28 protein-coding genes are annotated in these 23,125 nt (G+C 63.6%); 12 read left to right on the forward strand and 16 right to left on the reverse strand.

The window, feature by feature from the left end; translation table 11 throughout:
- Nucleotides 1-181: 181 nt before the first annotated feature.
- The 5 genes from NVV32_RS11010 to NVV32_RS11030 all read right to left on the reverse strand — a co-directional run bounded on the left by NVV32_RS11010 (nt 182) and on the right by NVV32_RS11030 (nt 5,128).
- Nucleotides 182-1,126: a hypothetical protein gene (locus NVV32_RS11010; protein WP_422390178.1), complete on the reverse strand. Its 945-nt coding sequence runs from the start codon at nt 1,124-1,126 to the stop codon at nt 182-184.
- Nucleotides 1,127-2,370: 1,244 nt separating this feature from the next.
- Nucleotides 2,371-2,961, reverse strand: a complete 591-nt coding sequence (locus NVV32_RS11015) for a 5' nucleotidase, NT5C type (RefSeq protein ID WP_422390179.1) — start codon at nt 2,959-2,961, stop codon at nt 2,371-2,373.
- 65 nt (nt 2,962-3,026) lie between these two features.
- Nucleotides 3,027-3,809, reverse strand: a complete 783-nt coding sequence (locus NVV32_RS11020) for a DUF6994 family protein (RefSeq protein ID WP_422390180.1) — start codon at nt 3,807-3,809, stop codon at nt 3,027-3,029.
- A gap of 51 nt (nt 3,810-3,860) precedes the next feature.
- Complete coding sequence (locus NVV32_RS11025; RefSeq protein WP_422390181.1) at nt 3,861-4,415, reverse strand: hypothetical protein; 555 nt, start codon at nt 4,413-4,415, stop codon at nt 3,861-3,863.
- A gap of 113 nt (nt 4,416-4,528) precedes the next feature.
- Nucleotides 4,529-5,128 carry a hypothetical protein gene (locus NVV32_RS11030; protein WP_422390182.1) on the reverse strand — a complete coding sequence of 200 codons (600 nt, stop codon included), beginning with the start codon at nt 5,126-5,128 and terminating at the stop codon, nt 4,529-4,531.
- A gap of 131 nt (nt 5,129-5,259) precedes the next feature.
- Between NVV32_RS11030 and NVV32_RS11035 the strand changes: the two genes are divergently transcribed.
- Nucleotides 5,260-5,829, forward strand: a complete 570-nt coding sequence (locus NVV32_RS11035; protein ID WP_422390183.1) for a hypothetical protein — start codon at nt 5,260-5,262, stop codon at nt 5,827-5,829.
- A gap of 58 nt (nt 5,830-5,887) precedes the next feature.
- Here NVV32_RS11035 and NVV32_RS11040 read toward each other — a convergent pair whose 3' ends face one another.
- A complete protein-coding gene (locus NVV32_RS11040; RefSeq protein ID WP_422390184.1) occupies nt 5,888-6,151 on the reverse strand; it encodes a hypothetical protein in 264 nt (87 codons plus the stop codon).
- 411 nt (nt 6,152-6,562) lie between these two features.
- Here NVV32_RS11040 and NVV32_RS11045 point away from each other — a divergent pair, with 411 nt between their 5' ends.
- From NVV32_RS11045 to NVV32_RS11060, 4 genes are all read left to right on the forward strand, one after another.
- A complete protein-coding gene (locus tag NVV32_RS11045; protein WP_422390185.1) occupies nt 6,563-8,293 on the forward strand; it encodes a hypothetical protein in 1,731 nt (576 codons plus the stop codon).
- A 74-nt stretch (nt 8,294-8,367) separates the two neighbouring features.
- A complete protein-coding gene (locus NVV32_RS11050) occupies nt 8,368-8,802 on the forward strand; it encodes a hypothetical protein (protein WP_422390186.1) in 435 nt (144 codons plus the stop codon).
- Between the two features lie 46 nt (nt 8,803-8,848).
- On the forward strand, nt 8,849-8,983 hold the full coding sequence (locus tag NVV32_RS11055) for a hypothetical protein (RefSeq protein ID WP_422390187.1): 135 nt from the start codon (nt 8,849-8,851) through the stop codon (nt 8,981-8,983).
- Between the two features lie 337 nt (nt 8,984-9,320).
- Complete coding sequence (locus NVV32_RS11060; protein ID WP_422390188.1) at nt 9,321-9,458, forward strand: hypothetical protein; 138 nt, start codon at nt 9,321-9,323, stop codon at nt 9,456-9,458.
- A gap of 168 nt (nt 9,459-9,626) precedes the next feature.
- On the opposite strand, the gene NVV32_RS11065 is transcribed toward NVV32_RS11060, so the two are convergent.
- The 8 genes from NVV32_RS11065 to NVV32_RS11100 all read right to left on the reverse strand — a co-directional run bounded on the left by NVV32_RS11065 (nt 9,627) and on the right by NVV32_RS11100 (nt 15,786).
- A complete protein-coding gene (locus tag NVV32_RS11065) occupies nt 9,627-10,061 on the reverse strand; it encodes a DUF732 domain-containing protein (protein ID WP_422390189.1) in 435 nt (144 codons plus the stop codon).
- A gap of 399 nt (nt 10,062-10,460) precedes the next feature.
- Complete coding sequence (locus NVV32_RS11070) at nt 10,461-10,667, reverse strand: hypothetical protein (RefSeq protein WP_422390190.1); 207 nt, start codon at nt 10,665-10,667, stop codon at nt 10,461-10,463.
- Nucleotides 10,668-11,080: 413 nt separating this feature from the next.
- Nucleotides 11,081-11,341 (reverse strand): hypothetical protein, encoded by a 261-nt coding sequence (locus NVV32_RS11075; protein WP_422390191.1) that lies wholly within the window; start codon nt 11,339-11,341, stop codon nt 11,081-11,083.
- A gap of 197 nt (nt 11,342-11,538) precedes the next feature.
- A complete protein-coding gene (locus NVV32_RS11080; RefSeq protein ID WP_422390192.1) occupies nt 11,539-11,997 on the reverse strand; it encodes a hypothetical protein in 459 nt (152 codons plus the stop codon).
- 371 nt (nt 11,998-12,368) lie between these two features.
- Entirely contained in the window at nt 12,369-12,923 is a 555-nt protein-coding gene (locus NVV32_RS11085) for a helicase associated domain-containing protein (RefSeq protein WP_422390193.1), read from the reverse strand.
- A gap of 253 nt (nt 12,924-13,176) precedes the next feature.
- Complete coding sequence (locus NVV32_RS11090; protein ID WP_422390194.1) at nt 13,177-13,365, reverse strand: hypothetical protein; 189 nt, start codon at nt 13,363-13,365, stop codon at nt 13,177-13,179.
- Nucleotides 13,366-13,978: 613 nt separating this feature from the next.
- On the reverse strand, nt 13,979-14,656 hold the full coding sequence (locus NVV32_RS11095; RefSeq protein ID WP_422390195.1) for a recombinase family protein: 678 nt from the start codon (nt 14,654-14,656) through the stop codon (nt 13,979-13,981).
- A gap of 176 nt (nt 14,657-14,832) precedes the next feature.
- Nucleotides 14,833-15,786, reverse strand: a complete 954-nt coding sequence (locus tag NVV32_RS11100) for a LysR family transcriptional regulator (protein WP_104119152.1) — start codon at nt 15,784-15,786, stop codon at nt 14,833-14,835.
- A gap of 106 nt (nt 15,787-15,892) precedes the next feature.
- On the opposite strand from NVV32_RS11100, the gene NVV32_RS11105 reads away from it, so the two are divergent.
- From NVV32_RS11105 to NVV32_RS11125, 5 genes are all read left to right on the forward strand, one after another.
- On the forward strand, nt 15,893-17,080 hold the full coding sequence (locus tag NVV32_RS11105) for a TDT family transporter (protein WP_422390196.1): 1,188 nt from the start codon (nt 15,893-15,895) through the stop codon (nt 17,078-17,080).
- Nucleotides 17,081-17,500: 420 nt separating this feature from the next.
- Nucleotides 17,501-17,653 carry a DUF3105 domain-containing protein gene (locus NVV32_RS11110; protein WP_422390197.1) on the forward strand — a complete coding sequence of 51 codons (153 nt, stop codon included), beginning with the start codon at nt 17,501-17,503 and terminating at the stop codon, nt 17,651-17,653.
- A gap of 413 nt (nt 17,654-18,066) precedes the next feature.
- Nucleotides 18,067-18,768 carry an adenylate/guanylate cyclase domain-containing protein gene (locus NVV32_RS11115; protein ID WP_422390198.1) on the forward strand — a complete coding sequence of 234 codons (702 nt, stop codon included), beginning with the start codon at nt 18,067-18,069 and terminating at the stop codon, nt 18,766-18,768.
- On the forward strand, nt 18,769-19,320 hold the full coding sequence (locus tag NVV32_RS11120; protein WP_422390199.1) for a Pycsar system effector family protein: 552 nt from the start codon (nt 18,769-18,771) through the stop codon (nt 19,318-19,320).
- Between the two features lie 125 nt (nt 19,321-19,445).
- A complete protein-coding gene (locus NVV32_RS11125) occupies nt 19,446-20,168 on the forward strand; it encodes an adenylate/guanylate cyclase domain-containing protein (protein WP_422390200.1) in 723 nt (240 codons plus the stop codon).
- A gap of 486 nt (nt 20,169-20,654) precedes the next feature.
- Here the strand turns inward: NVV32_RS11125 and NVV32_RS11130 are convergent, their stop codons facing one another.
- Complete coding sequence (locus NVV32_RS11130; protein ID WP_422390201.1) at nt 20,655-21,551, reverse strand: helix-turn-helix transcriptional regulator; 897 nt, start codon at nt 21,549-21,551, stop codon at nt 20,655-20,657.
- Between the two features lie 147 nt (nt 21,552-21,698).
- Between NVV32_RS11130 and NVV32_RS11135 the strand changes: the two genes are divergently transcribed.
- Entirely contained in the window at nt 21,699-22,538 is an 840-nt protein-coding gene (locus NVV32_RS11135; RefSeq protein WP_422390202.1) for an SDR family oxidoreductase, read from the forward strand.
- On the opposite strand, the gene NVV32_RS11140 is transcribed toward NVV32_RS11135, so the two are convergent.
- Nucleotides 22,535-22,768, reverse strand: a complete 234-nt coding sequence (locus NVV32_RS11140; RefSeq protein WP_422390203.1) for a hypothetical protein — start codon at nt 22,766-22,768, stop codon at nt 22,535-22,537. The two genes, NVV32_RS11135 and NVV32_RS11140, sit on opposite strands and share 4 nt — an antisense overlap.
- Between NVV32_RS11140 and NVV32_RS11145 the strand changes: the two genes are divergently transcribed.
- Nucleotides 22,767-23,081 (forward strand): cyclophilin-like fold protein, encoded by a 315-nt coding sequence (locus NVV32_RS11145; RefSeq protein WP_422390204.1) that lies wholly within the window; start codon nt 22,767-22,769, stop codon nt 23,079-23,081. The genes NVV32_RS11140 and NVV32_RS11145 overlap by 2 nt on opposite strands.
- The last annotated feature ends 44 nt before the right edge of the window (nt 23,082-23,125 follow it).

Here is a 23,125-nt window from a genome sequence, read left to right on the forward strand (position 1 = left end):
GTGGAGCGGGCGTACCACGCACATGGTCCGCCGGCGCGGTGGTACCGGCCGGGGCCGCGGGAAGGATCAGGGCAAAACAGGAACGGTCGCTGCGTAGGACCCTGATGCCACCACTGACCGTTCAGCGTCGTGCCGCCGATCGAAGCGACGAGCGTCTCGAGTTGTCCCGGCGCCCAGCGGCTCAAACGTACGATCCGTCAACGAAGGACCGGGCGGCCTGCAGGACTGCCTCCTGTTTACCCTCACGCAGGGCATCTAGGGGCCGCTTGCTCTCCAGGAGCCTGCTCGGGGCATGGAGCCATTGGCCCACGCCCCGGGTCGACAGCGAGTCCGAGAGCACGCCCACGACTTCCCGCAGGCCGTCCAGGCGGGTGTAGGTTTTCACGCGGGGCCGCGAGATTCGCGCCTTCCAGGAGTAGACGGTCTTTGGGTCCACCTTCACAACCGTGGCGATGTCCGCCTGACTCACGCCGTACTCCTTGAGAGCCGCGACGAAATCGGAGGCCTCTACGGCGCTCCTCAGCTTCTTCGTCGCCGCAACATTCATTGTCATACCCCCGACTTCACACCTGGTAGAACACCCGGATAAACACCCGGTGTCGACCTTCGATCCGAAGTGCACCTGCATGTGGGCAGCAGAAAAGGCCGCCCGGATGTCCAGGCGGCCCTTCAAGATCACGCTCAGGATCAGGGGTTGTCGGTCTTCCACTTCGCAAGGGGCGGTCGTCTCCGTGGTGCCCGGGGCGGTGACCTCGCTAGGAGCGGACTTGGTGTTGGTCACGCCGAACCACTTGCCGTCTCCGCCCTTGGCGACGGCCCAGTACTTGGTCGAGCTCGCGCCCATCTCTAACTTGGTATCCGATGTCAGTCCGGGCGAGACGAGGTTCGCCGGTCTGGTCAACAGTTCGGTCAACGTGCTATCGGACTGCGCCGCCTGCTCGGCGGTGACGATGGCCACGAGGTCCTGCTTAGCGCCCCTCTCCTGGGCCCAGGCGATGATGCCCGGGGTAATGACGAAGATGCCGCCGACGAGGACGAGGACGCAGACCTTGATCGAGCCGATGTCGGTTGCGCCGTCTCCGTTGCCGACGACAGAACGAAGGCGGTAGGCCGCAGCAGCCCTCACTGTTTTATGCTGTCGTGGGTGGCGGGCTGCGCTCTTCCCCACGTCGTGCTGTCGTGCTCTCGCGGGTGGCGGGCTGCGCTCTTCCCCACGTCGTGCTGTCGTGCTCTCGCGGGTGGCGGGCTGCGCTCTTCCCCACGTCGTGCTGTCGTGCTCTCGCGGGTGGCTGTCGTGCTCTCGCGGGTGGCGGGCTGCGCTCTTCCCCACGTCGTGCTGTCGTGCTCTCGCGGGTGGCGGGCTGCGCTCTTCCCCACGTCGTGCTGTCGTGCTCTCGCGGGTGGCGGGCTGCGCTCTTCCCCACGTCGTGCCGTCCTGCCGGTAAGACCAGCTCCTTCAGCTGCTAACTAAATAAGCGGAGCCTGATTGGTTCGGGTTTCATCAAGCCGCATCTGTGAGAAGCGCTCAAAGGGCTTCCCGAAGCCCAATATGGACGGGATCTTATGCACGATTGCTCCACCCGTCAAATCGAGCGCACCTAGTGCTGCCAAAGCGTGCAAACAGCTTCCGCCGGCCCACTGAGCTTGTCCGACTACATGTCCGTCCTGTCCGACCACTGTCCGACCAGGTGGTCGGACAAGAAGTTCCGCTCAAACAAAGGGAAGGAGGGGCCATAGATAGATAGATATGACTTGTCCGACCACTTAATATCTATCTATACATATGGGGCCCCTATATGTTGCCCCTCCTCTCTCCAGGGGGATATATACCCTCTCCTTATACTGTGTCCTGTTTTTCGGGCGGACAGGTCGGACAAGCCGATTGGGAACACCCAATGGCGCTCTGACTAGGCACGATGCTTCGAAATCGTGTCCGACCAGTGGTCGGACAGCGGTCGGACACGCGTGGACAATGGTCGGACAGGCGAATTGCCCCGTTGGGCGCTTTTGCATTGAATTTGGAGATTCGTGGTACCCTGAGGATCGAACGGAACGTAGAGAGAGTGACGAGGGGTACCACGGCCACCGAGAGGGTGGCCTTTTTTGTGCCCTGAAGCAGGAATCGGGACTCCGGGCGCTTCCGCGGACGATATTCAGCTCCGGCGCAGCAATGCGCAGGTGCCGGTCGTCGAAAGCGCTGGTTGCGCTCCGACTTCGCCTCGACCTCCATCGACGAGTACTGCGCGATCACTCGGTGTCGGCTCCTTCCGGACGCCGACCAGGACCCCTCGGACCCCGCACACGACGAAGGCCGCCTCCGGAAGTGGAAGCGGCCTCTGTCGGAACCTGCTGTGGTGGAGGCGATGCGCCCTAAGCGTGTACCTCGGAGCCCTCGAGGAGGGGCATGACGACGTCCTTCCAGTTCGCCCAATCGGTGATCCGGTGAGGGGTGTCGATGTACCGGTTGTAGTCCTGGTCGCGCATGACGTGGACCCACGACGGGGTGTGCGCTCCGGTGATCAGAGGCTTGTCATCGATCAGGACATCTGCCCTCACGACGGTCTTGTCATGGGTCAGGATCAGGCGCTTGTCCCACCCCTCACCGAGGTGCTTTTCGAGGTCCTTCAGCTTGCCGGGAACGCATCCGGGATTGGTCCACGTCGGGGTCGAAACGACGAAGACATCCATGCCCATCGAGTGCATCTCCCGGACCGCTTCGATGGCACCTGGAATCGGAGTCAGGTCGTCGTAGAGACGGGGGTGATTGAGGGCCGCCATGATGGTGTTTCGGTCCGCACCGTCGACCCAGAAGTAGTCGAAGTGGGTCCGCAGGCCCTCGGCGACGACGGGGAAATTGGGGTCCAGATCCAGGAGGATGTCGGCGAAGCGCGTGCTCCAGTCGAAGAGGTTGCCGTCCTGGTCCTGGGCGATGGTCGGGGCTGTGCCGTTTACGAATGCCATAGCGCACATGTGTACGGCATGCCCCGGACATTTCACCGGGCGCTGTATCGACGCTGAGCTTCCGATCAGCGGACCACCTCGATGTCGGGATGGTTCGTCTCGACCCAGTCGGCCATCCGGGCGCCCCTGCGCTCGATGAAGTCCAGTGTCGCCTCCCGGTAGGTGACGTACTCGTCGACCGTGGTTGGCAGGCTTGACCGGGCGAAATCGTTGAAGGGCAGGAGGAACCGCACACCGTCGTAGCCGGGCAGCACGAGGTCCTGGAAATGGAAGAAGTCGACGAACCCGCGGAACCCGTCGAAGAGCTCGAAGAAGTCCGCGTAGTTCGTGATGACGTCGTCGAGAGGGCTGAGCGGGCTCTCCTCACGGTGGCCACCAGGCTCCTTCGCGTAGTGCCGGCGGATGCACTCGAGGGTCAGATCCATCCTGTCCGCGATCAAGGTGCCGGAGGGTCCGAAGCCTCGGGCCGTGTTCATGGCTGGCAGGTGGATCGTCCTGAGCGGCCAGATCATGGCGCTGCCGATCGTGTACGGAGGGTCCAGGTAACGGGTCCTCTGAGCATCGCTCAGGCCCTCGAAGAGCGGCTTGAGCTTCGTCCATGTGGTGTAGGAGTTCGTGATGGCGTCGCTGCCGACCGTGAAGCTTTTGCCGTCGCTCTGGTCGAGCATCAGGTAGTTGCTACGACGCTCTTTCGCCGTTTCCGGGACATGCAGTTCGAACGGACTGCCGTCGGGCAGTTCCTTGGTCCAGAGCAACTGGTGATCGGCCTTGAGCCGCGCGCTGCTCGAGTCCGGGTCCTTCCCGGCTGAGTCGGCGTGGTAGTCGAAGGAGAGGTTGAGACCGGTCATGTCCGTAGCGTAGGCGCACCCCGGCGCAGATCCGCGGACCTCGGCGCCGGGTCAGTCGCAGCGGTCGCAGATGCCGGTGGCCGGCAGTTGCTCATGGCAGGTCGGGCAGTTTGGGCGATCCCGCGGCTCGGGCTTGTTCCGACGGATCACGTGGTCCTTGTACTGTCGCGTGAGCGTGGGCTCGGCGTCCTCCGGCAGGTCCGGGCAGAACCGCCGGTAGCACTCCAGGCGCTCTTCGGCGGCGACGACCTCGAGCTGGTGCGGATCGTCGAGGTTGTCCCGACCGGATCCCCGCACCGCGCCCCTGAAGCCGTCTCCGACGCCGCCGTCCGACGACCGGACTACCAGCGATGTCAGGCGCGGGTGGCCGTCAGCCTCGCACATCCGGATCGTCCGGTTCAGCACCCGGTTGGCCCACGTGTTGGCGACCTGGTCCGAAGGCTGGTGCGTGATTGCGGCGACCTTCTCCTTCAGCTCCCCGTAGGTGATCGTCCTGTTGTACGTGCTGGCGACGTCCTGCAGGACGTGCACAGCCGCGCGCGCCTCGCGGTCGGTGATCGTGCTGGCGACCGTGGGGTCGGCTTGCGGGGCAGCTGCATCGGACAACGTCGTCTCCACTCGGTCGGGGTCTCCCTGATCATAGAGCGAGTCCCGGCCTGGCCTCTCCGGGTACGAGAAAGGGGCCGCCCGGATGGACGGCCCCTTCGACGCACTGGTGGTCAGGCGGCTTCGCGGAGGCGGTGGCCGGCGTGGATGTTCTCGTTGATGGCTGCCAGGCACGCGGTGTCGGCCAGGCGTTCCCACTGCTCGCGGTTCTCGTCCTGGCCGCGGTGGCAGAAGTCGTCCTCGTTGTCGTAGTCGGCCTTCTCGATGATGAGCTCGTAGTCGTTGTCCGGGCTCAGGACATGCTCGGTGTTCGAGTAGTGCTTGATCTCGTTGTGCACGGCGAAGCGGATCAGGCCGGCATAGTGCCTGCGGCGGTCCTCGTCCAGGTTCGGCAGCTCGCCCTCGAGCATCTCGAAGGCATCCTTGCGCTGGTGCAGCGCGGTGCCGTCAGCCATGTAGTCCGGGTGGGACTCGCGGATGTAGTCGGCCAGGCGGGAAGCGGCGCGGGTGTCCTTGAACGCCGGCTTCGGCATCTTCAGGAGTTGGTTGGTGAGGGCGGCGCCGTAGGCGGCCTCGAACTCGGGATCGAAGTCCGGGGCTTCCGGTGCCCGCTCGACGGCGGGAGCGAGGGAGAGCTGCGGCTCGGAGTGGGAGGTGGCAGCGAACTGGCCACCCGTGGGAACGCCGGCAGGGGTGCGGTTGATGATGTCCATGCCTTCATGTGTGCGGCGCTACCGATCCGGCGCTGCAAGACAGGTACCGGAGACTCTGTCGGACGAGTGCCCCGGATCAGTAGAGTCCAGTGGAGTCGCCCGGTCGGGCACTGTGCGGCGAGGTCCGCGGCATGATCGAGACGAAGAGGTGCGTAGTGGGGAGCATGGCGGACGGCATCCGGCAGCAGGTCAGGGACAAGGTGCAGACAGCGGCGACCGTGGCTGTAGCTGTGGCGTCGCCCGCTGTGGTCGGCGGAGTCGTCATCGGCAACCTCCTCGTCCATCCCCAAGTCGGCTCGTCGATCGAGAAGGCGGCCCTGCTTCTCCCGGAGCTCGTGGGAGGAAAGGCCGGAACGAAGACGCCCATCGCGGATCTGGTCGGCATCGCGAACGAGTATTCCTCCCGCGCCTGGTGGGGTGGCGGCCCTCTCAGCAACGGCGGCAGCGGGATGGCTGGCGGTGACGCCAATCGGGCTGCTGTGGCCAAGCTTGCTGTGGGCATCGGTGTCGCTGGAATCACAACCGCGGCCATTCTCCTCGAGCTGAAGGCGAAGAAGGACAAGGAAGCCCGGGAGCTTGCGGCCGCCAATGCCTGCCCTGTCTGTCGGGCGCCGATGTCAGCGCCCGTCGAAGGCGATGGGTTCACCCTCGGCGCCAGATGCCCGAAGGGCCACGAGCAGGACCATCGCGACCTGAAGTAGCCCTCCGACGAGAGAAGCCCCCGGCACCGCGCCGAGGGCTTCTTCATGTCCGTGTACCTCAGCCGAGACCGGTTGCGGTGGCCAGGGTCTGCAGGCCGCTGCGCCCCATGCTGGTGACCGCCCAGCCGACGCCGCCGATCGCGTAGGCGCTGATGGGCACGAGCAGGCACCACTCGCGGATCGATCCGGCGTTGCCGAGGACGGGGACGGCGAAGTAGCCGTTCTTCTTCCACATCCAGTTGATGACCGGGATCGCACCGATGGCCTTGGGCGGCCGGACGGTGAAGGGGTGGACCAGGTTGCAGCCGCCGGTGGTCATCATGTCGCCGATGCGGATATGGCTTGCTTGGCGTAAGTCGCCGGAGGGGGTTGCGGTCCCGGTTAGCAAGCCCAGGATCCATCCCATTGATTAGGTCACCGCGGCCGTCGTCAAAGCCGCCGACTGCGTCACCTGACGAGTCACCCGCGGCTACCCGCACACTCCGGGCCTGCATGACCCGAGGCTCGTGTCACGACGGAAGGAGACGCCATGAGCAACCCCTGGTGGTAGCGCTCGGACAAGCCTGACCGACGGAAGGATCTGTCCATGTGCACACCCGGCTGGTAGGACACCCACGAGGCCGCGTCCCCGACATCCCGGGGACGCGGCCTTCGCCGTCCGCACACATGGTCTCCATATCCCACCGATTCCTCAGGAGACCTCATGTCGGCCCGTTCAGTAGTGTCGTTGTCTATGTCCTACCGGACCGTTTCCTCGCGCAAGGATGCCGCTGACCTGGCAGCACTGTTGGTCGACCCTGCCCGGTACAACCCTGTCGTGGTGGTGTCGCCATCGCGCACCGGCCCCCTCGTCAATGCCGACGACCTGTCGATCGCGCTGGGTCCCGAAGCGGACGTGTACCTGCTCGCGTCCTCGTCGGTCACCTTCGACTTCGACGACGTCATGCCCCCGGAGACCTCCGTCTATGGAGGCGCGATCCGCTCCTACCCACCGGGCAGCCAGTGGACCGCCAACCCCCGGAAAGCTCCCTTCCACCACGCCTACTCGGACGCCGAGCAGCGGAACCTGATCGACCTCATCTCCGCCGACATCAGTGAGATGGTCGCCCCCGCTCCGCCGACCGCACGCCTGACAACCACCCCCGCCAAGCCCATCCTGAAGCAGGTCGTAGAGGGCAGGGTCGCCATGATCATGGAGCCTGACGGCGCCCTGGTAAAGCTCGTCGCCGGTGAGATGACCCGCATCGACACGTCCCTTCTCGCGCCCGGTATCCGCTGCAGCCGCCTCCTCAAGGCCGGCCAGAGCGTACAGGGTGTCATCGACGACAACGTCATGGACATCCGCGCGATCCTCCACACGGCCGCGGACGCCGTCGACCACGTGACAGCCGGCAGCACCTACCCCTGCCTCATCCTCACGGACAAGAAGGCCGCCCTCTTCCCGGGCCTCGAAGTCCGCTCCGCCTCCGCCTACGAACCCGACTCCGTCGTTCCGGTCACAGTGGAGCAGGTCGGTCGCGTCGACGGCAAGGAGTGGAGGATCGTCGAGGCTGCCCCCGATGCCGAGGTCTCCCCCGCACTGAGCTTCGTCCCTGGAGCGGAACCGTGGGTCACCGCCCCGCTCGATGCCCCTGCCGAGGCCGAGGAACCCATAGCGCCCCCGGCAGCATCGGCCGCAGCCACCACCCTGACCCTCGACTCGGCCCTGGCCTTCATCAGGGAGACGTTCGCCTACATCCAGGAGGACAACGACCGTCTGAGCGAGGAGCTCGACGAGGTGTCCGCCCGTCCCCCGACCGCTCCGGTTCCCACACCACAGGCCGGCGGAGCAGAGCTCGAAAGCCTGCGCGCCAAACTCGCCCTCGTGGACCGGGCCCGCATCGACGCCCTCGCCTCCGCGGGGCGGGCCAACCGTGACTTCGACGAGCAGTCAGCCCAGATGGCGGCCATGACGCGGGAGAATGAGCGGCTGAGGGAGCAGATCCGCGTCGAGCGTGAACGCGCGAACACCTCCCGGCAGATCAGCCGGGCCATCGACGAGCCGGACAGCGGCCCGGCGTTCGTGGACCCGGAGTCGCAATTCCGGCACGAGGTGTACCTCGAGTGGGTCAACCGCATCCCAGCAGCCTCGAAGGCATCCATGCCGCTGCCGGCCTTCGACCTCGCCGACGGGTTCCTCGACTGCGTGGACACCATTCAAGGCGTCGATCGATCAAAGATCGTGGCGGTCGCAGTCGAGGTCCTCACCGGGCTCGCGGACTCCATGCCCGGCCGGGAGATGCACCGCCTGCGCACCGGCGCCAAGGGCAATACCGCCAACTGGGAGCACCCCGAGCACGGCAGCGCCTGGCGCGTGTCCCTGCAGGTGAGGAGCGCCTCGGCCCGACGCCTGCACTTCTGGCGGGGCACCGATGACAGGATCACCCTGGCGCGCGTCGGCGTCCACGACGACATGGGCATCTGAGCCCTGAGACCTCCGGCCCGCACGCGCATACGACCGATAGCCTGATGCGGCATGTTCCGACCCAAAAGGACGCTTTGAAGACCACGCACGCCCTGGGCCTGACCGCCCTGCTCATCATGACCCTGACCTCCTGCTCCTCCGGCGCCACCGAATCTGCTCCGTCAGCCAGCGCCGCATCGTCATCCGCGCCGGCCACGGCGACGCCTCCGCCGAGCGTGCCGCGGTACGTCGCACCGACCACGCTCCGGGAGGCGCTGACTGCGGCCATGGGCCCGTTCGACCAGCGGAACGCTCTCGGCGCGATGGAGGACCTCCGGCGCATCGCTGTCTCCGAGGTGAAGCCGTCGATCAGCGCTGAGCACTGGGGTGAGATCGAGCTGGTGAGGATCAACGCCAGTATCGACCTACTCAACGAGAGGATCACCGAACGCCAGATGGAGCTGGAGAGCATCCGATACGCGACACTCATCGCGGGCAGAGCGACCAACGCTGGTGTTTTGAGCTGGTAGTTGTTTGCCGCGGAGGCGGCCGTCGTCGTCCGCACACATGGGTCGTATGGACTCCCGCAAGGTCACCGTCTCCAATGACATCGCCGCCATCACCGACCGCGTCATGCACCGTCAGCTCACCCCCGTGGACCGCTCCCACGCCGAGGCACTCGTGCGCATGGTGCTCGAATCCGCGCAGTAGGAGCTCGTCGAAGCCGCGCTCCTTGGCATCGACGGCTTCACCACGTCGATCACCCGCGACGCGAACGCCGCTGGCAGGGCGACTATTCACCTGAAGAAAAACTCCGGCAGAAAGAGCTTCATCGCCGACCTTAGCCTCAATATCAACAGCCTCGGATGGGACCACCACGCAGCTCCCTGGGTGAAGGACGATCCGCATGGCCAATCTGTGGTCGTGCAGTTCTACGACCTCGGCAAGGCCAACGACTTCTCATGAGCACTGCCCTCACCTCGTGGTCGAATCGACCAGGTTCGGCACCTCGGTCGAGCGTCGCTGAAAGCTCGACGGCGCCCCTGAGGTGCAGTCCTATCTCCAGGGCGGCGAGCTCTTCCAGCCCTGCGAGCTTCTGCCCGAAGACCTCGCGAAAATGGACTACCGCTTCATCGACATCTCTTCGCTCGGCGAGCTCCAGCGCCGCTGCCACCGCACTGCCTAGGAGGCGATGCCCGCGAAGGCCGGCGACCACACGGCGATGAGGGGAATCCGCGAATGCATCAAGGAGCTGCGCTACTACCGCGAGATGGGCCTGACTGCCGCGTAGCCCTCCCCGATCAGAAGCCCGCCCCGGTGTCGCCGCGGCGGGCTTCGTCGTGTCCGGCAGGTATCAGGTGCCAAGCTTTCCGATGTGCTCGGGGCAGTAGGCTCCGACACCCGCACCGTGGATCGAGACGAGTTCGGGGAGCGTGTTCTCGAAACCGGCGCCCTGGAGGATGAGGTCACTGACGTCGCTCGAGCTGCCGCCGTTATCGTAGATCTGGCAGAAGGACTTCCCGATGACGATCACGCCGGCGGAGTCCTTCAGCCCGAGGGTCGGTTCTGATCCGACGAGCTGGTCGATGAACACCGCGTCGATTTCTGGACTCGAGGCGCCGAAGAGCTCATCACTCGACGGTGTCGTGGACACCGCTTCCGGCGTGGGCGAGGGCATCGGTGTGCGCGTCGGCGTCCTCGTGGGGGTCGGTCTTGAGTGGATGTCGACCCCGACCGTGATCGTCCTGATCGGCCCTTCTACCGCTGTCGTGATTGCTGTTGTCGTCATTCCTGCTCCTAACGGTTACGCACGAGCGGAAGGCGACCACAGTTGACCGGGCCGGGCGGACAAAGCATTGAACAGCGAAGGCGTACGTTTCTATCAAGTCACAACCCCGTCCGGCCCGGTCGCCCACGGTAAGCGGCAGGAGAGGGAACACCGACAGATCTCCCCGTAGACTGAACCAGCATCTGCTGGCCGTCAGCTGGCGTCCAAGTCAGGAATCTCATCCCCTGCTATGGCTTCATTCTCCTCAGTGCTGGGCGGCGGAGGCCGCCGCCCGCGCACCTACGGAACCCCTTCGTCCGTGCTTCCCCGCTGTCAGCTTGTTCCTTTGAGCGGGGGAATCAGCCAGTGATGAGTGGGGGTGCGGTCTTGCAGGGATTAGCTTTCGCCTTCTTCGGGTCGCTATTCCTGTTCTTCGGATTGGGAACTGCCGTCTTTCGATCTCCCATCTCCAAGGGCCACCAGGCGTGGATGGAGCTGTTCGCTGGCAGGCGAGGTCGCGAAGCGGCCGAAGCAATGGGCGAAGGGACATGGCTGGCGTGCGGAGTGATGCTTGGGCTTCTCGGTCTTGGGCTCCTGTTCGGCGGTCTGAACCTTCTCCTGCGCCATTGAAATAGCGTCCACACGCGCCACCGTTCTACCTCGTCTCTCGCCACAGGGTTCCTGCCGTGGTCAACTTAGGCTCCGCTGCTCCGACCTGTTTGGATGCCTCCTCGCAGGTTGGCGCAGTGATGTGGGACCGTCCATGCCTGCTCAGGCCCGGTGAGCGTCTTGGGGACAGTAGTAGCGGCCGACGTCGACGGTGATCGTCCTATCCAGCCAGCCCTCGGGCAGGGGCCTTCCCTCGTCCTGGAGTTTGGTCATCGCGCGACAGATGCAGCACTGTGCCAGGCTGGAGTTCTCATCAGGTCATGCCTCTTGTTTCAGCTAGGTGGGGAGGGCTCTCACCCAGTAGAACTATCACTGAGGGCCCCGGTCGTCTGTGTGTTTATCCCCCATCCACGCAGCCCCGGGGCCTTCCTCTATTCGTCCTCGAACGAACCGGTGGGCGGCGATTTGGGCTCGCCAGCGAGCTTGTCGAGCTCGCCCTTCTTGTAGATCCTGATGACGTCCTGCCAGCCCTCGGGCATCCGCGGCCGGTGCAGTGGGCAGAAAGTCAGTCCCGCATCCGCGATATACGCCCAATCCTTCGGCGTCCCGTCCCCGGTGAGCGTCAGCGGGGCGGTCCTGCTACATTCCGCGCATTCGGCCACTTGGTCATTGTCGGGGCGGGTCGCAGGCATCTGCTCAGTCTGTCAGCACCCGCCAACCCACGCTGGGGAGAGTGTCAGCGTCGTGTTCTACGCTCTGTAGTGGAGTCCTGTCCGGGGTGTCCGTCGTACTCGACCTACCGTGCACCCTGGGCAGGACTTCCTGCTCCCCTCGAGCACTGCCCTCAGGTACTGCCTGACTGGGTGCCGGTGTGCAGCGCAGCAGCGGGTCAGATGATGTTGGCGTTGGGCCAGTCGTAGAGCCGGGCGAGGCGGACGATGGACGTCGGGGTACCGTCCTCGGTGAACTCGAACCCTGAGTGTTCGTGGCTGCCGCCGGCGTGCGCGATCGCGGCGAGTACGAGGGCCAGCACATCACGGTCCAGTCCCGGGATGACGTCGCCGAGGTCGACCAGCGCTCCCCCGTCGCCAAGAGATGCAACCAGCAGCATGAACCGGCGTTCGCCGCCGGAAAGTCCTTCGAGGTTGTCCTCGATCGCTTCGAAGTCGACGTAGGGCCAGCGGCTGCCCCTACCGATCCACGGCTGTCCCGACCTGACAAAGCGGCCTTCGTGGGCGCGGATCAGCAGCTCGGTTGCTGCCTCGATCGTGTAGGTGCCTTTCGCCCATGACCTCAGCCCGCAGTGATGCTCGTTCGTGAGCGCTTGTACCTCGGGGTTGCTGGTCACGGGCTTCTCTTTCCTACTAGGCGGCTCATGCGGCTTATTGCTGGTCGTCAATGTGGAAGTACGTAGGGTCAGGGTAAGACGGCCCACTGACGCCACGCTCACCGCCCGGAGGTTGACGGGCTGTTGCCGCCGGGCCGCGTCGCGTTGCTCGCGCGTTGCATGGTACCCACGCTAGTGGGCATGGCACCGCGAGTGAGCCGTCTCCTAGCCGCAATCAGGTAGCAGGACGCTCACTGGAAGTGCGGCCCTTTTTGTCTAGCAGTGGGCAGGGGACGCTCAGGGACGGTAGCGACACTGCGCAACGCTGGTGCCCTACCGGCCCGCCTCAAGCGGAGCCCTCAACGCGACTGAGACTTATGCCTTCGGTGTTCTTAGTCGCTGCGGGATCCTACTTGGGGCAGCCATCCAGGCAGTGCGGCATCGAGGCGCCGTCGACGATCGAACCTCAGGCGCCCTTTCCGCGCCCACGTTCTCTGACGTCCGAGCCATACCGCGAGCAGGCGCTCCTCCGGCCGGCCTATCGGGTCGTACATCGGCAGCCGTCCATAGGTGTCCTGGAACAGGCACAGCTCCGTGAGGCGTCGGGTCCAGTGCTCATCAGGTCGACCACGTCGTCGGCCTTCCCATGAGCCGAGCTGGTCGAGGGCGTCGAGTTTGTCCCGGGTAAGGTTGCCCGCATCGTTCTGCCGGCGCTGGGCCTCGATCCACCGGTACAGGACGCGGGCGTGATTGCCGTGGTTCTGCGAAGGCAGGATCCCATGCTCGGTGATGTGCGCGGCGACGTCGTTGTAGTGCTTCCACCACAACCCTTCCCGGGTCGGCCGATTGAACTTCTCCCGGCGGTCGGCGGGCTGGTCATGGATCCGTAGGCACTGGTCGAACCAGCTGGGACTGTGCCGGACCTGCTTATCGACTGTGCGGCGCACCCGCGCCGGCGCAACTCTGCACCAGGACGCAATCTCGTCGGACGGTACACCGCTGAAGTACATGAGAAGCCATTCCCGCCGGCTCTCACAGGGACCCGAGGGGTAGTCGTCCTCAGACATCAGCAGGTCATCTAACCTCATGGAACCTACTCAACCACCGGCACACCGGCGATGCTCTGCCTATCCACAGGCACTACGACACTTGGCCGTCCAACAGGAAGCCCGAGCAGGGCGGATTGGTCGCCCTCCATTGTCAAAAGAGGGTCGGCGCTTCGGGGTCGATGCCGGTGAGCAGAGGACGGATGATCGTCTCGTTCCATCCGTGCGTGAGGAGGGCTGTGCGCAGCTCGACGGACTGGGCGCGGAACTGGGCGCGACCGACGCCGCGCCACCGGAAGGTCGAGGCGTTCGCGTGTCGGCCCTTCTGGGATCGGTCGAGCATGTTCAGCGCCTGGGTACCGGGTAGCAGGTGGGTGTCCGTCCCGGTACTGGCGTGGACGCACAGGGGTACATCGCAGACGTGCATGAGCGCGGTGCCGGGGTGCAGGGTATCTCCGGTGAGGTGTTCGTAGGCGTAGCGTTGCGGCCGCAGGGCGCGTTGCTCGCCGTCTCTGGTGACCCAGAACCGCCCGTAGCCGTCGGCGACGGCTCCGGTCCAGATCCAGCAGTATATGGCCGCGGGCCTTTGATGAATTTCTCCCAGAACCGATCAGCCTCTCCCCTGCGCGTTCTCATCCCCAACTACCTTCACCAAGACGGCATCGGACGCGCGCCGGCCGCCGGACGATTGGCCGGCGACCCTCCATCCGCACCACACCTGTGACGATGAGGGCTGCTGCAGCAGCGATCATGAGCTGTCCCCACGATGGCGCGCCGGCTGCTGTGGCAACGAATCACGTTGAGAAGAACCAGAGGCCGACAACCAACGCACCCGCAACCTGGTTGCGGACCCGCGGAGAGATGGGCAGCAACAGCAGGGGAAGTCGGATGAGCGCGGACGAACCGGTAGCTGTACCGGATGCTCAAGGTGAGCAACCAGCGGATGATTCTGATCATCATGTTCTCCTGGTCGCCGGCGGGTCTTGTCGTGCTGATGTCGTTGCTTCCGGGATCACAGCGACGACCTCTCCCCCAGCTGCCTTCACTCTTGGTCTGCGGCCCTTGGCTGGAGTTGCGTCATCGCGTCTCAGTGTCCGGTAGATGGTGGTTCTGCTGACACCGAGGATCTGACCAATCTGTTCAACCGTCATGTCCTGCTGCTCATACATGCGTTTAGCGGCGGTGGCCTGCTGAGAACTGAGTCGAGGTGGGCGTCCACCGGTGCGGCCTCGAGCGCGCGCTGCCGCAAGACCGGCATTGGTGCGCTCTCTAATGAGGTCTCGTTCGAACTCGGCGAGGGCGGCGAAGACGTGGAAGACCAAGCGTCCGCCAGGTGAGGTGGTGTCGATCGTTTCCTGAAGGGACTTGAATCCGATGCCCTTGTCCTGCAGCGCGGTGAGCTGGTCGATGAGGTGACGGATGGAGCGGCCGAGCCGGTCGAGCCGCCATACGACGAGGGTGTCCCCCGGTCTGAGCTGATCCAGCAGCTTGGTGAGCTCCGGCCTCTGGTCTAGGGATCCCGAAATGGTGTCGACGAACACCCGATAGCAGCCGGCAGCGTTCAGCGCGTCAACCTGCAGCGAGGCGTCTTGGTCAGTTGTCGACACTCGCGCATAACCCAGAAGGTGTCCCATACCTTCCAATGTAGCGAAACTCACCGCACACGCATCGAATCGATACAGAGATACTGGCACTAAGTATTGCTACACGAACAGGGGCTCAAGAGCTGCTTCGAGGGCTCAGCTCGGGAATGTAGCAAATACCTTCGTTTTAGGCAGCCGAACCTTCCTGCTTCACGACGTCGCCTGGTTCATGACTTCCGGCGGGTGCTGGTGCCCGGGACAGCTTTGGCGGCGATCGCTGCGAGGTCACGGGCCGGCCCGGGAGGCGGTGAGGTGCCGGTCTGCCAGATGGCCGTCAGTGTGCGGCGTAGGGGCAGCCCGCGGATAGGAACGGCGACGAGCCGGTGCAGTGCGAGGTCGTCGCGGACGGCCAGTGCGCTGAGTACTCCGGGGGCCGTGCCGGCTGCGATGGCGGAGCGGACGGCCGCCGTCGTAGAGAGTTCCACCATCGGTTCTACCAGGGGCGGGGCCCCTGCGGTGGTGAGCAGGTGCTCGAGGGCGTCCCGGGTGCCGCTGCCCTGTTCCCTGGTGACCAGCGCGGTTGCTGCCAGTTCGGCTGCTGTGACGGGTGTCCGGCGCCGGGCCCAGGGATGCTCCGGTGCGACGACCAGGACCATGTCATCCTCCTGCACCGCCGCTGCACTCAAGTCCGGGGGAAGGTGCGGGCTTTCGATGAAGCCGATGGCTGCCTGTCCGGATCGGACCCGAGCTACGGTGGCTTCACTGTTGTTCACCGCCAGCTCCACGACGGTGGGGACGAGTTCGAGGCTCTCCTGCTGGCGGCGCAGCGCGACCAGCCAGAGCGGCAGCAGGTGTTCGGCGATGGTCTGGCTGGCCGCGACCTTCAACTGCCGAGCGGTGTCGGATCGGAGCGAGGCGATCCCGGCATCGAGCCGTTCCCCGGCTGCGAGGACCTCTGCGGCCCACTCTGCGACCAGTTCACCTGATTCTGTCAGGGTGGACCCCCGCGGGGTCCGGGTCAGCAGGACGAACCCGATCTGGGACTCCAGGGAACGCATCCGGGAGGAGACAGCCTGCTGGGACAGACCCAAGTGTTTCCCGGCGGCGGAGAGGGAACCCAGATCATGGACCGCGGCGAGCATTTCCAGGGCGGAGAGCTCCGGTATCCGAGGGCTGAGCATAAGGGAATCTCCTTCAGACACGGTGCATCAGATACAAGTCCAGCTTGTATCCTGGCAAGTGTATGCCCCCTACTGCGGCAGGTCCGGGACCGGGAGCATGGAAGGTATGGGAACACTGCTGTCGACCGCTGACAAAGACCACACCACACCACCGGCACAGACCCCGGATAGCGGTACCGGGGGCCGGCGCGTCCTGCGCCGTCTGGAGAAGCCCTCGGAGCTGTTCGCGAACCTGACCCCGAACTGGTTCGCCTCCATCATGGGTACCGGGATCGTCGCGACCGCCGCCGCGACGCTGCCCTTGCAGTTCCCCGGGCTGCGCACCGGCGCCACCATCGTCTGGGCCCTGGCGTCCCTGCTGTTGATCCTGCTGAGCGCCGCCACCGGGGTGCACTGGATCCGGTACCGGGAAACCGCTCAAAGCCACCACAGCCATCCGGTGATGGCACACTTCTACGGCGCACCTCCCATGGCCCTTCTCACCGTCGGCGCCGGAACCCTGCTGCTGGGAAAAGACATCCTCGGCGAACAGCTGGCACTGAGCATCGATGCGGTGCTCTGGACTACCGGGACCCTGCTGGGGCTGGCCAGCGCCGTCGCCGTCCCGTATCTGCAGTTCACCCGGCACCAAGTCACACCGGACAGTGCGTTCGGCGGCTGGCTGATGCCTGTCGTCCCGCCTATGGTTTCGGCCTCCACCGGGGCGCTACTGCTGCCCTACGTCCCGGCCGGGCAGGCACGCCTGACCCTGCTGATGGGCTGCTACGCGATGTTCGGACTGAGCCTGCTGGCCTCCATCATCATCACCACCCTGATCTGGAACCGCCTCGCCGGGCACAAGATCGGGGCCGCGGCGGCCGTTCCCACCTTGTGGATCGTGCTGGGCCCGCTGGGCCAGTCCATCACCGCCGCGAACCTCCTGGGCGGAAACGCCCACCTCGCCGTGTCCGGGACCCTGGCCCGGGCGATGGAAGCCTTCGGGGTCCTGTACGGGGTACCGGTCCTGGGTTTCGCGCTCATGTGGGCCGGCCTCGCAACCGCCATCACCATCCGCACCGCACGCCAGGGCCTGCCGTTCTCCCTGACCTGGTGGTCCTTCACCTTCCCCATCGGAACCTGCGTCACGGGACTGACAGGCCTCGGCGCCCACACCCACCTCGCCGTGTTCGACGCGATGGCCGTTGCCGGCTACACCCTGCTGGTCGCCGCGTGGATCATCGTCGCCGCCCGGACCTTCCACGGCAGCATCCTCGAAGGCACCCTCTTCCAGAAACCCGCAACGACCGCACCGTAGGCGGGCCGCAGCGGACCAGCAGCCCCTCACGGAAACAAGCAACCGTTCACAGCACCCGAAGGCGGCCTCATGAAACCCCGGACAACACCCAGCTCACAGCAACACTCACCCACCAACACAAAAGGGCCAAATCGCCCGCCCAATTGCAGCCGCCGCTGATCGCCGTCGGCGTACCACTCTTCCTCGCAGCCGGCGCGCTCACCTACGGACTCGCCATAAACGGCAGCGGTCAACACCAATTCCGGCAGCAACGAAGGGACCCAACCATGATCGAAGAAGTCATCAGCTATGCCCGCCTGAGCAGGAACCACGTCCAGACCGCGGTGACCTCTCCGAAACGTCCCGGCGTCGGCGGAGACCACTCACCGATATGGACGAACTGCGGAGCCTACGACCGGCCCGTACAGAAAACCCGGGGCAGTGCACTCCCCTGAACACGGTGCCGTCTGGATCAGCTACCAACCCGGGCTTCCAGCCGATGACGTCGCCAAACTCGCCGTCTTGCAATCAACCAGAGCCACGTGTTGGTCAGTCCCTTCCGGCCAGGGATCCCCCATCGAAGCAACCGCCTAGGGAGAACGACTAAGCGTCACAGACCCAGCAGATCCGCGGCTGTTCGCATTCATCAAAGCCTTTCAGCAAGGTCCGCAGACACCCGAACCCGGCGAGACCTGCAGCGGCGGAGTCAACGCATGAATCAGGAGAAATACTGCCGCTCGGCCGATCAGTCATCCAACGCCCGCCATCCCATGAACTGCCGATCACCCGTTGATGGCTCCCCGGACGGGACGACAAACCGCCGATCTAGACTGCGATTTAACCGCCATCTCCAACTAGAAGTCACAACTATTCTCGCTGTCGGAGACTGTGGCGTTGGGGTGTACCCCAACGCCACACCTCGCACATCTGGTGAGCTCGTTTCGAACCCAGTCAGACGTCGTGACTGTCGGTAAGGTCGAAACATCACCAGAACTTAGGGGGACAGCTTGTACCCAAGCATCGAAAGCAGCGTCAGTGACATCTTGAGAGCACCGTGGGCGATCACCGATGGACGCGTCGTGCCAACGACGGAAGACATTGTGATGAAGAACGGCGGCAGGCGCGTTGATGCGACCTACTTGTACGCCGATCTCGCGGGATCATCGAAGATGGCAAACACGTTGCACGACGAAGCGGCAGCCAAAATCATCCGCGCCTATATAAACACGGCCTCGCGTATTCTTCGCAACTTTGGCGGTGAGATCAGGAGTTTCGACGGTGACCGAGTTATGGCAATTTTTATGAGCGCTGATAAGGAGACCAAGGCCGTTCGTGCTGCTCTTGCAATCAACTGGGCAGTGTTCGAGGTATTACGCCCAATGATCAAGGAGAATTGGAGCGACGGTGGAAATTTCGCAAACATAACTCACGGCATCGGTATCGATACAGGTCAAGCCCTGATAGTTCGCGGTGGTGTACGCGACCATAACGATCTAATCTCTGTAGGTAGAGCCCCGAACCGTGCTGCCAAGCTTAGTGAAATCCGTGACGCCTATCAATTGACCGTTACTTCAGAGGTCTATGAGGCCATGGACAACGAAGTCGCCTTCACAGAAGACGGAAGAAGATTGTGGACGCCGGCTTACAACCGGACCGACAGCGGCATAAGCGAACGAGTCTTCCGATCACACGCCTCCTGGGGCATCTAAGTGTTCGATCGTGAGACTGATGAGGAAATCGCACAGGCAGAGCATGAAAAGGCCATCGAGACGGCTTGGCGCATCCACGGTGCACTCGGCGACTGGACCGGGAAAGTAGATGCTAAGGCTACCTTCGCTTTCACCCTAGAGTCAGCCGGTGTTGCGACAGCCATTGCTTTAGCCGACGAGAACCGCGTGTTTGACACCCTCGAAGGCCCGGTGCAGGAAATCCTTTACTTTGGTGGTCTTATAGCGTTGAGTATTGCTGCAGCCTTCTCAGTATGGGTAGTCATCCCGAGACTGCGTTATTTCAAGGTCAAGAAAGAATCGCCGAACAACTTTATTTATTTTGGCCACCTAAAATATTGGGACTACGAGATGCTACCAGGAGCAATCAAGGAAAAGGACCTCCTGCCCGTCCTTACGCACCAGATGGTGAAAATGAGCCAAATTTGTTGGCAGAAACATGTCGCCGTGATGATCTCGATGATTTTGGCAGTGCTAGGCGGCGCTGCGCTCGTGGCCTGCACCTTCATGGTGCAGTTCAACTGGACGCCCTGACCAAGTCCTAGGACGGACTCAAATGCATGTTCTTAGTGATTCTTGTAATAAAAAGGGCCTTCGGAGACATTCCGGATGTCGCAGTTGATCGGTAGAATCAAAGGTATTCTACCGAAGGAGCGAGCATGACTTTACGCAGCGATCTCGATGTCGACATTGCTAAAACAATCAAAACTTCATTGAGTACGACAGAGCGCAACGATGGAACCATCACGACCGTGCCCGATCCAGGAACGATGGGCTATTCCGACGGTATCTATCTTCCTTCCACTTACCTATATGCAGACATGGCAGACTCGTCAGGCTTAGTAGCAGTTGCACCTGCAACGACGGTGGCACAAGCGATGAAAAGCTACCTCAGTGTCTGCACCCGCATCATTCGTGCACACGATGGCCACATCAGAAGCTTCGATGGCGATCGCGTGATGGGTATCTACGCTGGGCCCAATCGAGCAGACCGAGCCGTTAAGTCAGCCATGCAAATCAAATGGGCCATAGCTAATCTTGTGCAGCCCTCATTGGAAAAACAATTTAAATCGATCAGGGAAACTAGCTGGAAAATGGGGCATGCTTGCGGTATCGCTAGCGGTAAGGCTTTACTCGTTCGCGCTGGTTTCCGAGGTAACGATGATCTGGTGTCTATCGGGACTCCTCCAAACCTTGCAGCCAAGCTCAGCGACAAAAGAGAGGATCGATTCAAAACCTTCATCGGGGGTGGAACTTATAAAATATTGTCAGACAGCGGAAGATTGTCATCCGGTAAGAATATGTGGACCGGCCCCTATGACTTCAACATGGGTGGGAAGACCTACGAATACTACAAGTCCTCGTACCACTGGTCCGTTTAGTGGGACCCGTCTCACGAACTGAAAATGTCGCAAAGAAATCGTTCAACGCGCTCAGGACTACTTGCTGGTCGTCCATGTGTGGGTCGGTGGAGCCCGAAGGGTGGAACTTAAAGCCGTCCACAGGTGGGTGAGCGACCAGGTCTTGTATGGAGCTTTAGTTCCGAGGCGAAGCGGTTAAGTCCGGCTTCCGGACAGGTGCCCTGCGGTATCCGAAGCCGGTGAACCCGCGTGGTTTGTAGATTGATAAGCCCAGGGCGAGAGCCAGGGCGAGTAGTGCCGCGGCTGAGGCGGCAACCGCCAGCATCGTCTCGCAGGTACCACCCGCAGTCGTTGCGCGCATCCTCGGCGTGAGCCTTGCTACGGCCGCTAGCTGGCAACGCCTCACTGCCAGTAACACCGCCTACCGGTGAGTGCCACCCTGTTCCGGGTAGTTCCCGACCACCGCAGTGAAAGAAGCCCTCGAGGTAGCTCCTCGCCGGGACTCCCTTACTTTTGCTCAGCTGGGCGTGGATTATCGGCGTGCAGCATGGGGTTGTGGGTGGTCGCCCAGTTGCCGAGGAGCTGCAGCCCCTCGTATGAGGCTGAGGCGGGTTCGGCGGAGAACACGAGCATCTGCAGACCATGGTCGGATGCGAGGTCCAGCCCAAGGTAGCTCAGGTCGAGGTTTCCCACGATGGGGTGATGGATGCTCTTGGTGCCGGTGCGGTGCTCGCGGACGTCGTGTGCGCCCCACAGCTTCCGGAAGAGGTCGCTGCGGGTGGAGAGTTCCCCGATGAGGTCGCTGAGCTGGCGGTCGTACGGTGAGCGGCCGGCTTCGACGCGAAGCAGGGCGACGATCTGACGGGTGTTGGATTCCCAGTCCTGGAAGAACGTCTGCGCCCTCGGGTCGAGGAACACGAAACGTGCGGCGTTCACCGGCTGTGACGGGTCGAGGAACATCTCGGAGAACAGGGCACGGCCCAGCGTGTTGGTGGCGACGGCGTCGAGGCGTCCGTTCTGCACGAACACCGGGACCGTGGTCATGGCATCGATCGTCTGCTGCAGGGTCGGGGTGATCTGCGTCTTTCGGGTGGGGCGCCGTCGCTGCAGGTGGGCTCCGGCGTTCGCTGCGCGGATGAGGTCATAGAGGTGGGAGTGCTCGGCCTCATCGAGCTGCAGGGCGCGGCTGATCCCGTCGATTACTGCTTCGGACACTCCCTTGGCGTTACCTCGTTCGAGGCGCTTGTAGTACTCGGAGCTCATACCGGCCAGAAGGGCTACTTCCTCTCGTCGCAGGCCGGGAACCCGGCGCCGCCCACCGAAGTCGGGCAGGCCCGCCTGCTGCAGATCGAGCTTGGCTCGACGCGAGATGAGGAACGCGCTGAGGTCGTCCTGATTGTTCATGGAATCGACGGTACGCCCCTCCAAACCGGGTAGGGGGTCCCTGCCGGGGCACCTCTAGGTAGGGACTCGCTAGCTTCCGCACCGGGTTATTGACTTGAGACATCAACCGGCGCAGAAGGGTCGGCAGGACTTGAGAAAGGCATCATCATGACCAACGTATGGTTCATCACCGGAGCTGCCCGCGGCATGGGCATCGAGCTTGCCAAGGCCGCCCTCGACGCCGGGCACAGTGTCGTCGGTACCGCCCGGAACGCCGAGAAAGTCACCGCAGCCCTCGGAGAGCACGAGAACCTGCTGGCTCTGTCCCTGGACATCACCGATCCGGCAGCATCAGTTGCCGCCGTGGAAGTTGCCGTCGGGCGTTTCGGGAGCATTGACGTGCTCGTCAATAACGCCGGGAACTTCTACGCCGGCTACTTCGAGGAAATCAGCGACGAACAGTTCCGGGCGCAGATGGAAACGAACTTCTTTGGACCCCTGAACGTCACCCGCGCGATCCTCCCGGTCATGCGCACCCAGCGCAGCGGCCACATCATCACGATCAGCTCGGCCGCCGGCATCATCGGCCAGGAGTTCTGCGCCGCGTACGCCGCCTCGAAGTTCGCCCTCGAGGGCTGGATGGAGTCCCTGCGCTATGACGTGGAGCCGTACGGTATTCACACCACCATCGTGGAGCCGGGGTTCTTCCGCACCGAACTCCTAGTCGAGGGCGCGTCATCGATCTGGCCCGAATTGTCCATCGAGGACTATGCCGAGCGGACCAGCCAGACCATCAAGGCGTGGAAGGGCATGAACGGCCAGCAGGGTGGGGATCCGGCCAAGCTCGGCGCCGCCCTGGTCACGATCGCAGCCCTGGACACCCCGCCCCTGCGCTTCGTCGCCGGCGCGGACGTCGTCGCCGGCGTCGAGCAAAAGGCTCGGCTGCTCCTGGACCAGGTCGACGCCCATCGCGACCTGTCCTCCTCCATGGCCCTCGACAACGCCTAGGACTCCATGAAAAAGCCCTTGCCCCTTATCGCCCTGGTCTCCATCGCCGCAATCGCCTTTACAGCGTGTTCAGCACCCGCAACCGAGGAAACGCCGGCGTCAGACCCATCTATAGCAGCCCCCTCGATCGACGCCCCGTCGACTGGTCCGTCTGCGACCGTTGAAGCTTCCGCGACCAATGGGGCAGCGGAGGGGACGGCGATCATCATCACCGCAGGTGACGTGGTCATGACCGGCACCCTCAACGACACGCAGGTCGCTCAGGACTTCGCCGCGACCCTCCCGGTGACACTGCCCTGGTTCCGTAATGCCGGCATCGAGTACATCACCGAGCTACCCGCACCCCTGACGGAGACCGGCCCGTTCTACACGGACGTGCAGCCAGGCGACATCGTCTACTACAACCCCCTCGACAGCATCACCATCATCTACGAGGAGACCAGTTCCGTACCGACCCTGACGGAGATGGGCGAGATCACCTCTGACCTCAGCGTCTTCGAGGACCTTCCCGAGGACGTGGACATGCTCGTCGAGCTCGGTTGACCCATCGCTTCATCCGCTGCAGACCAACGTCATCACCGCCAGGC

Source organism: Arthrobacter sp. N1, assembly GCF_048288285.1.
In the GTDB taxonomy this organism is placed as follows: domain Bacteria; phylum Actinomycetota; class Actinomycetes; order Actinomycetales; family Micrococcaceae; genus Arthrobacter_D.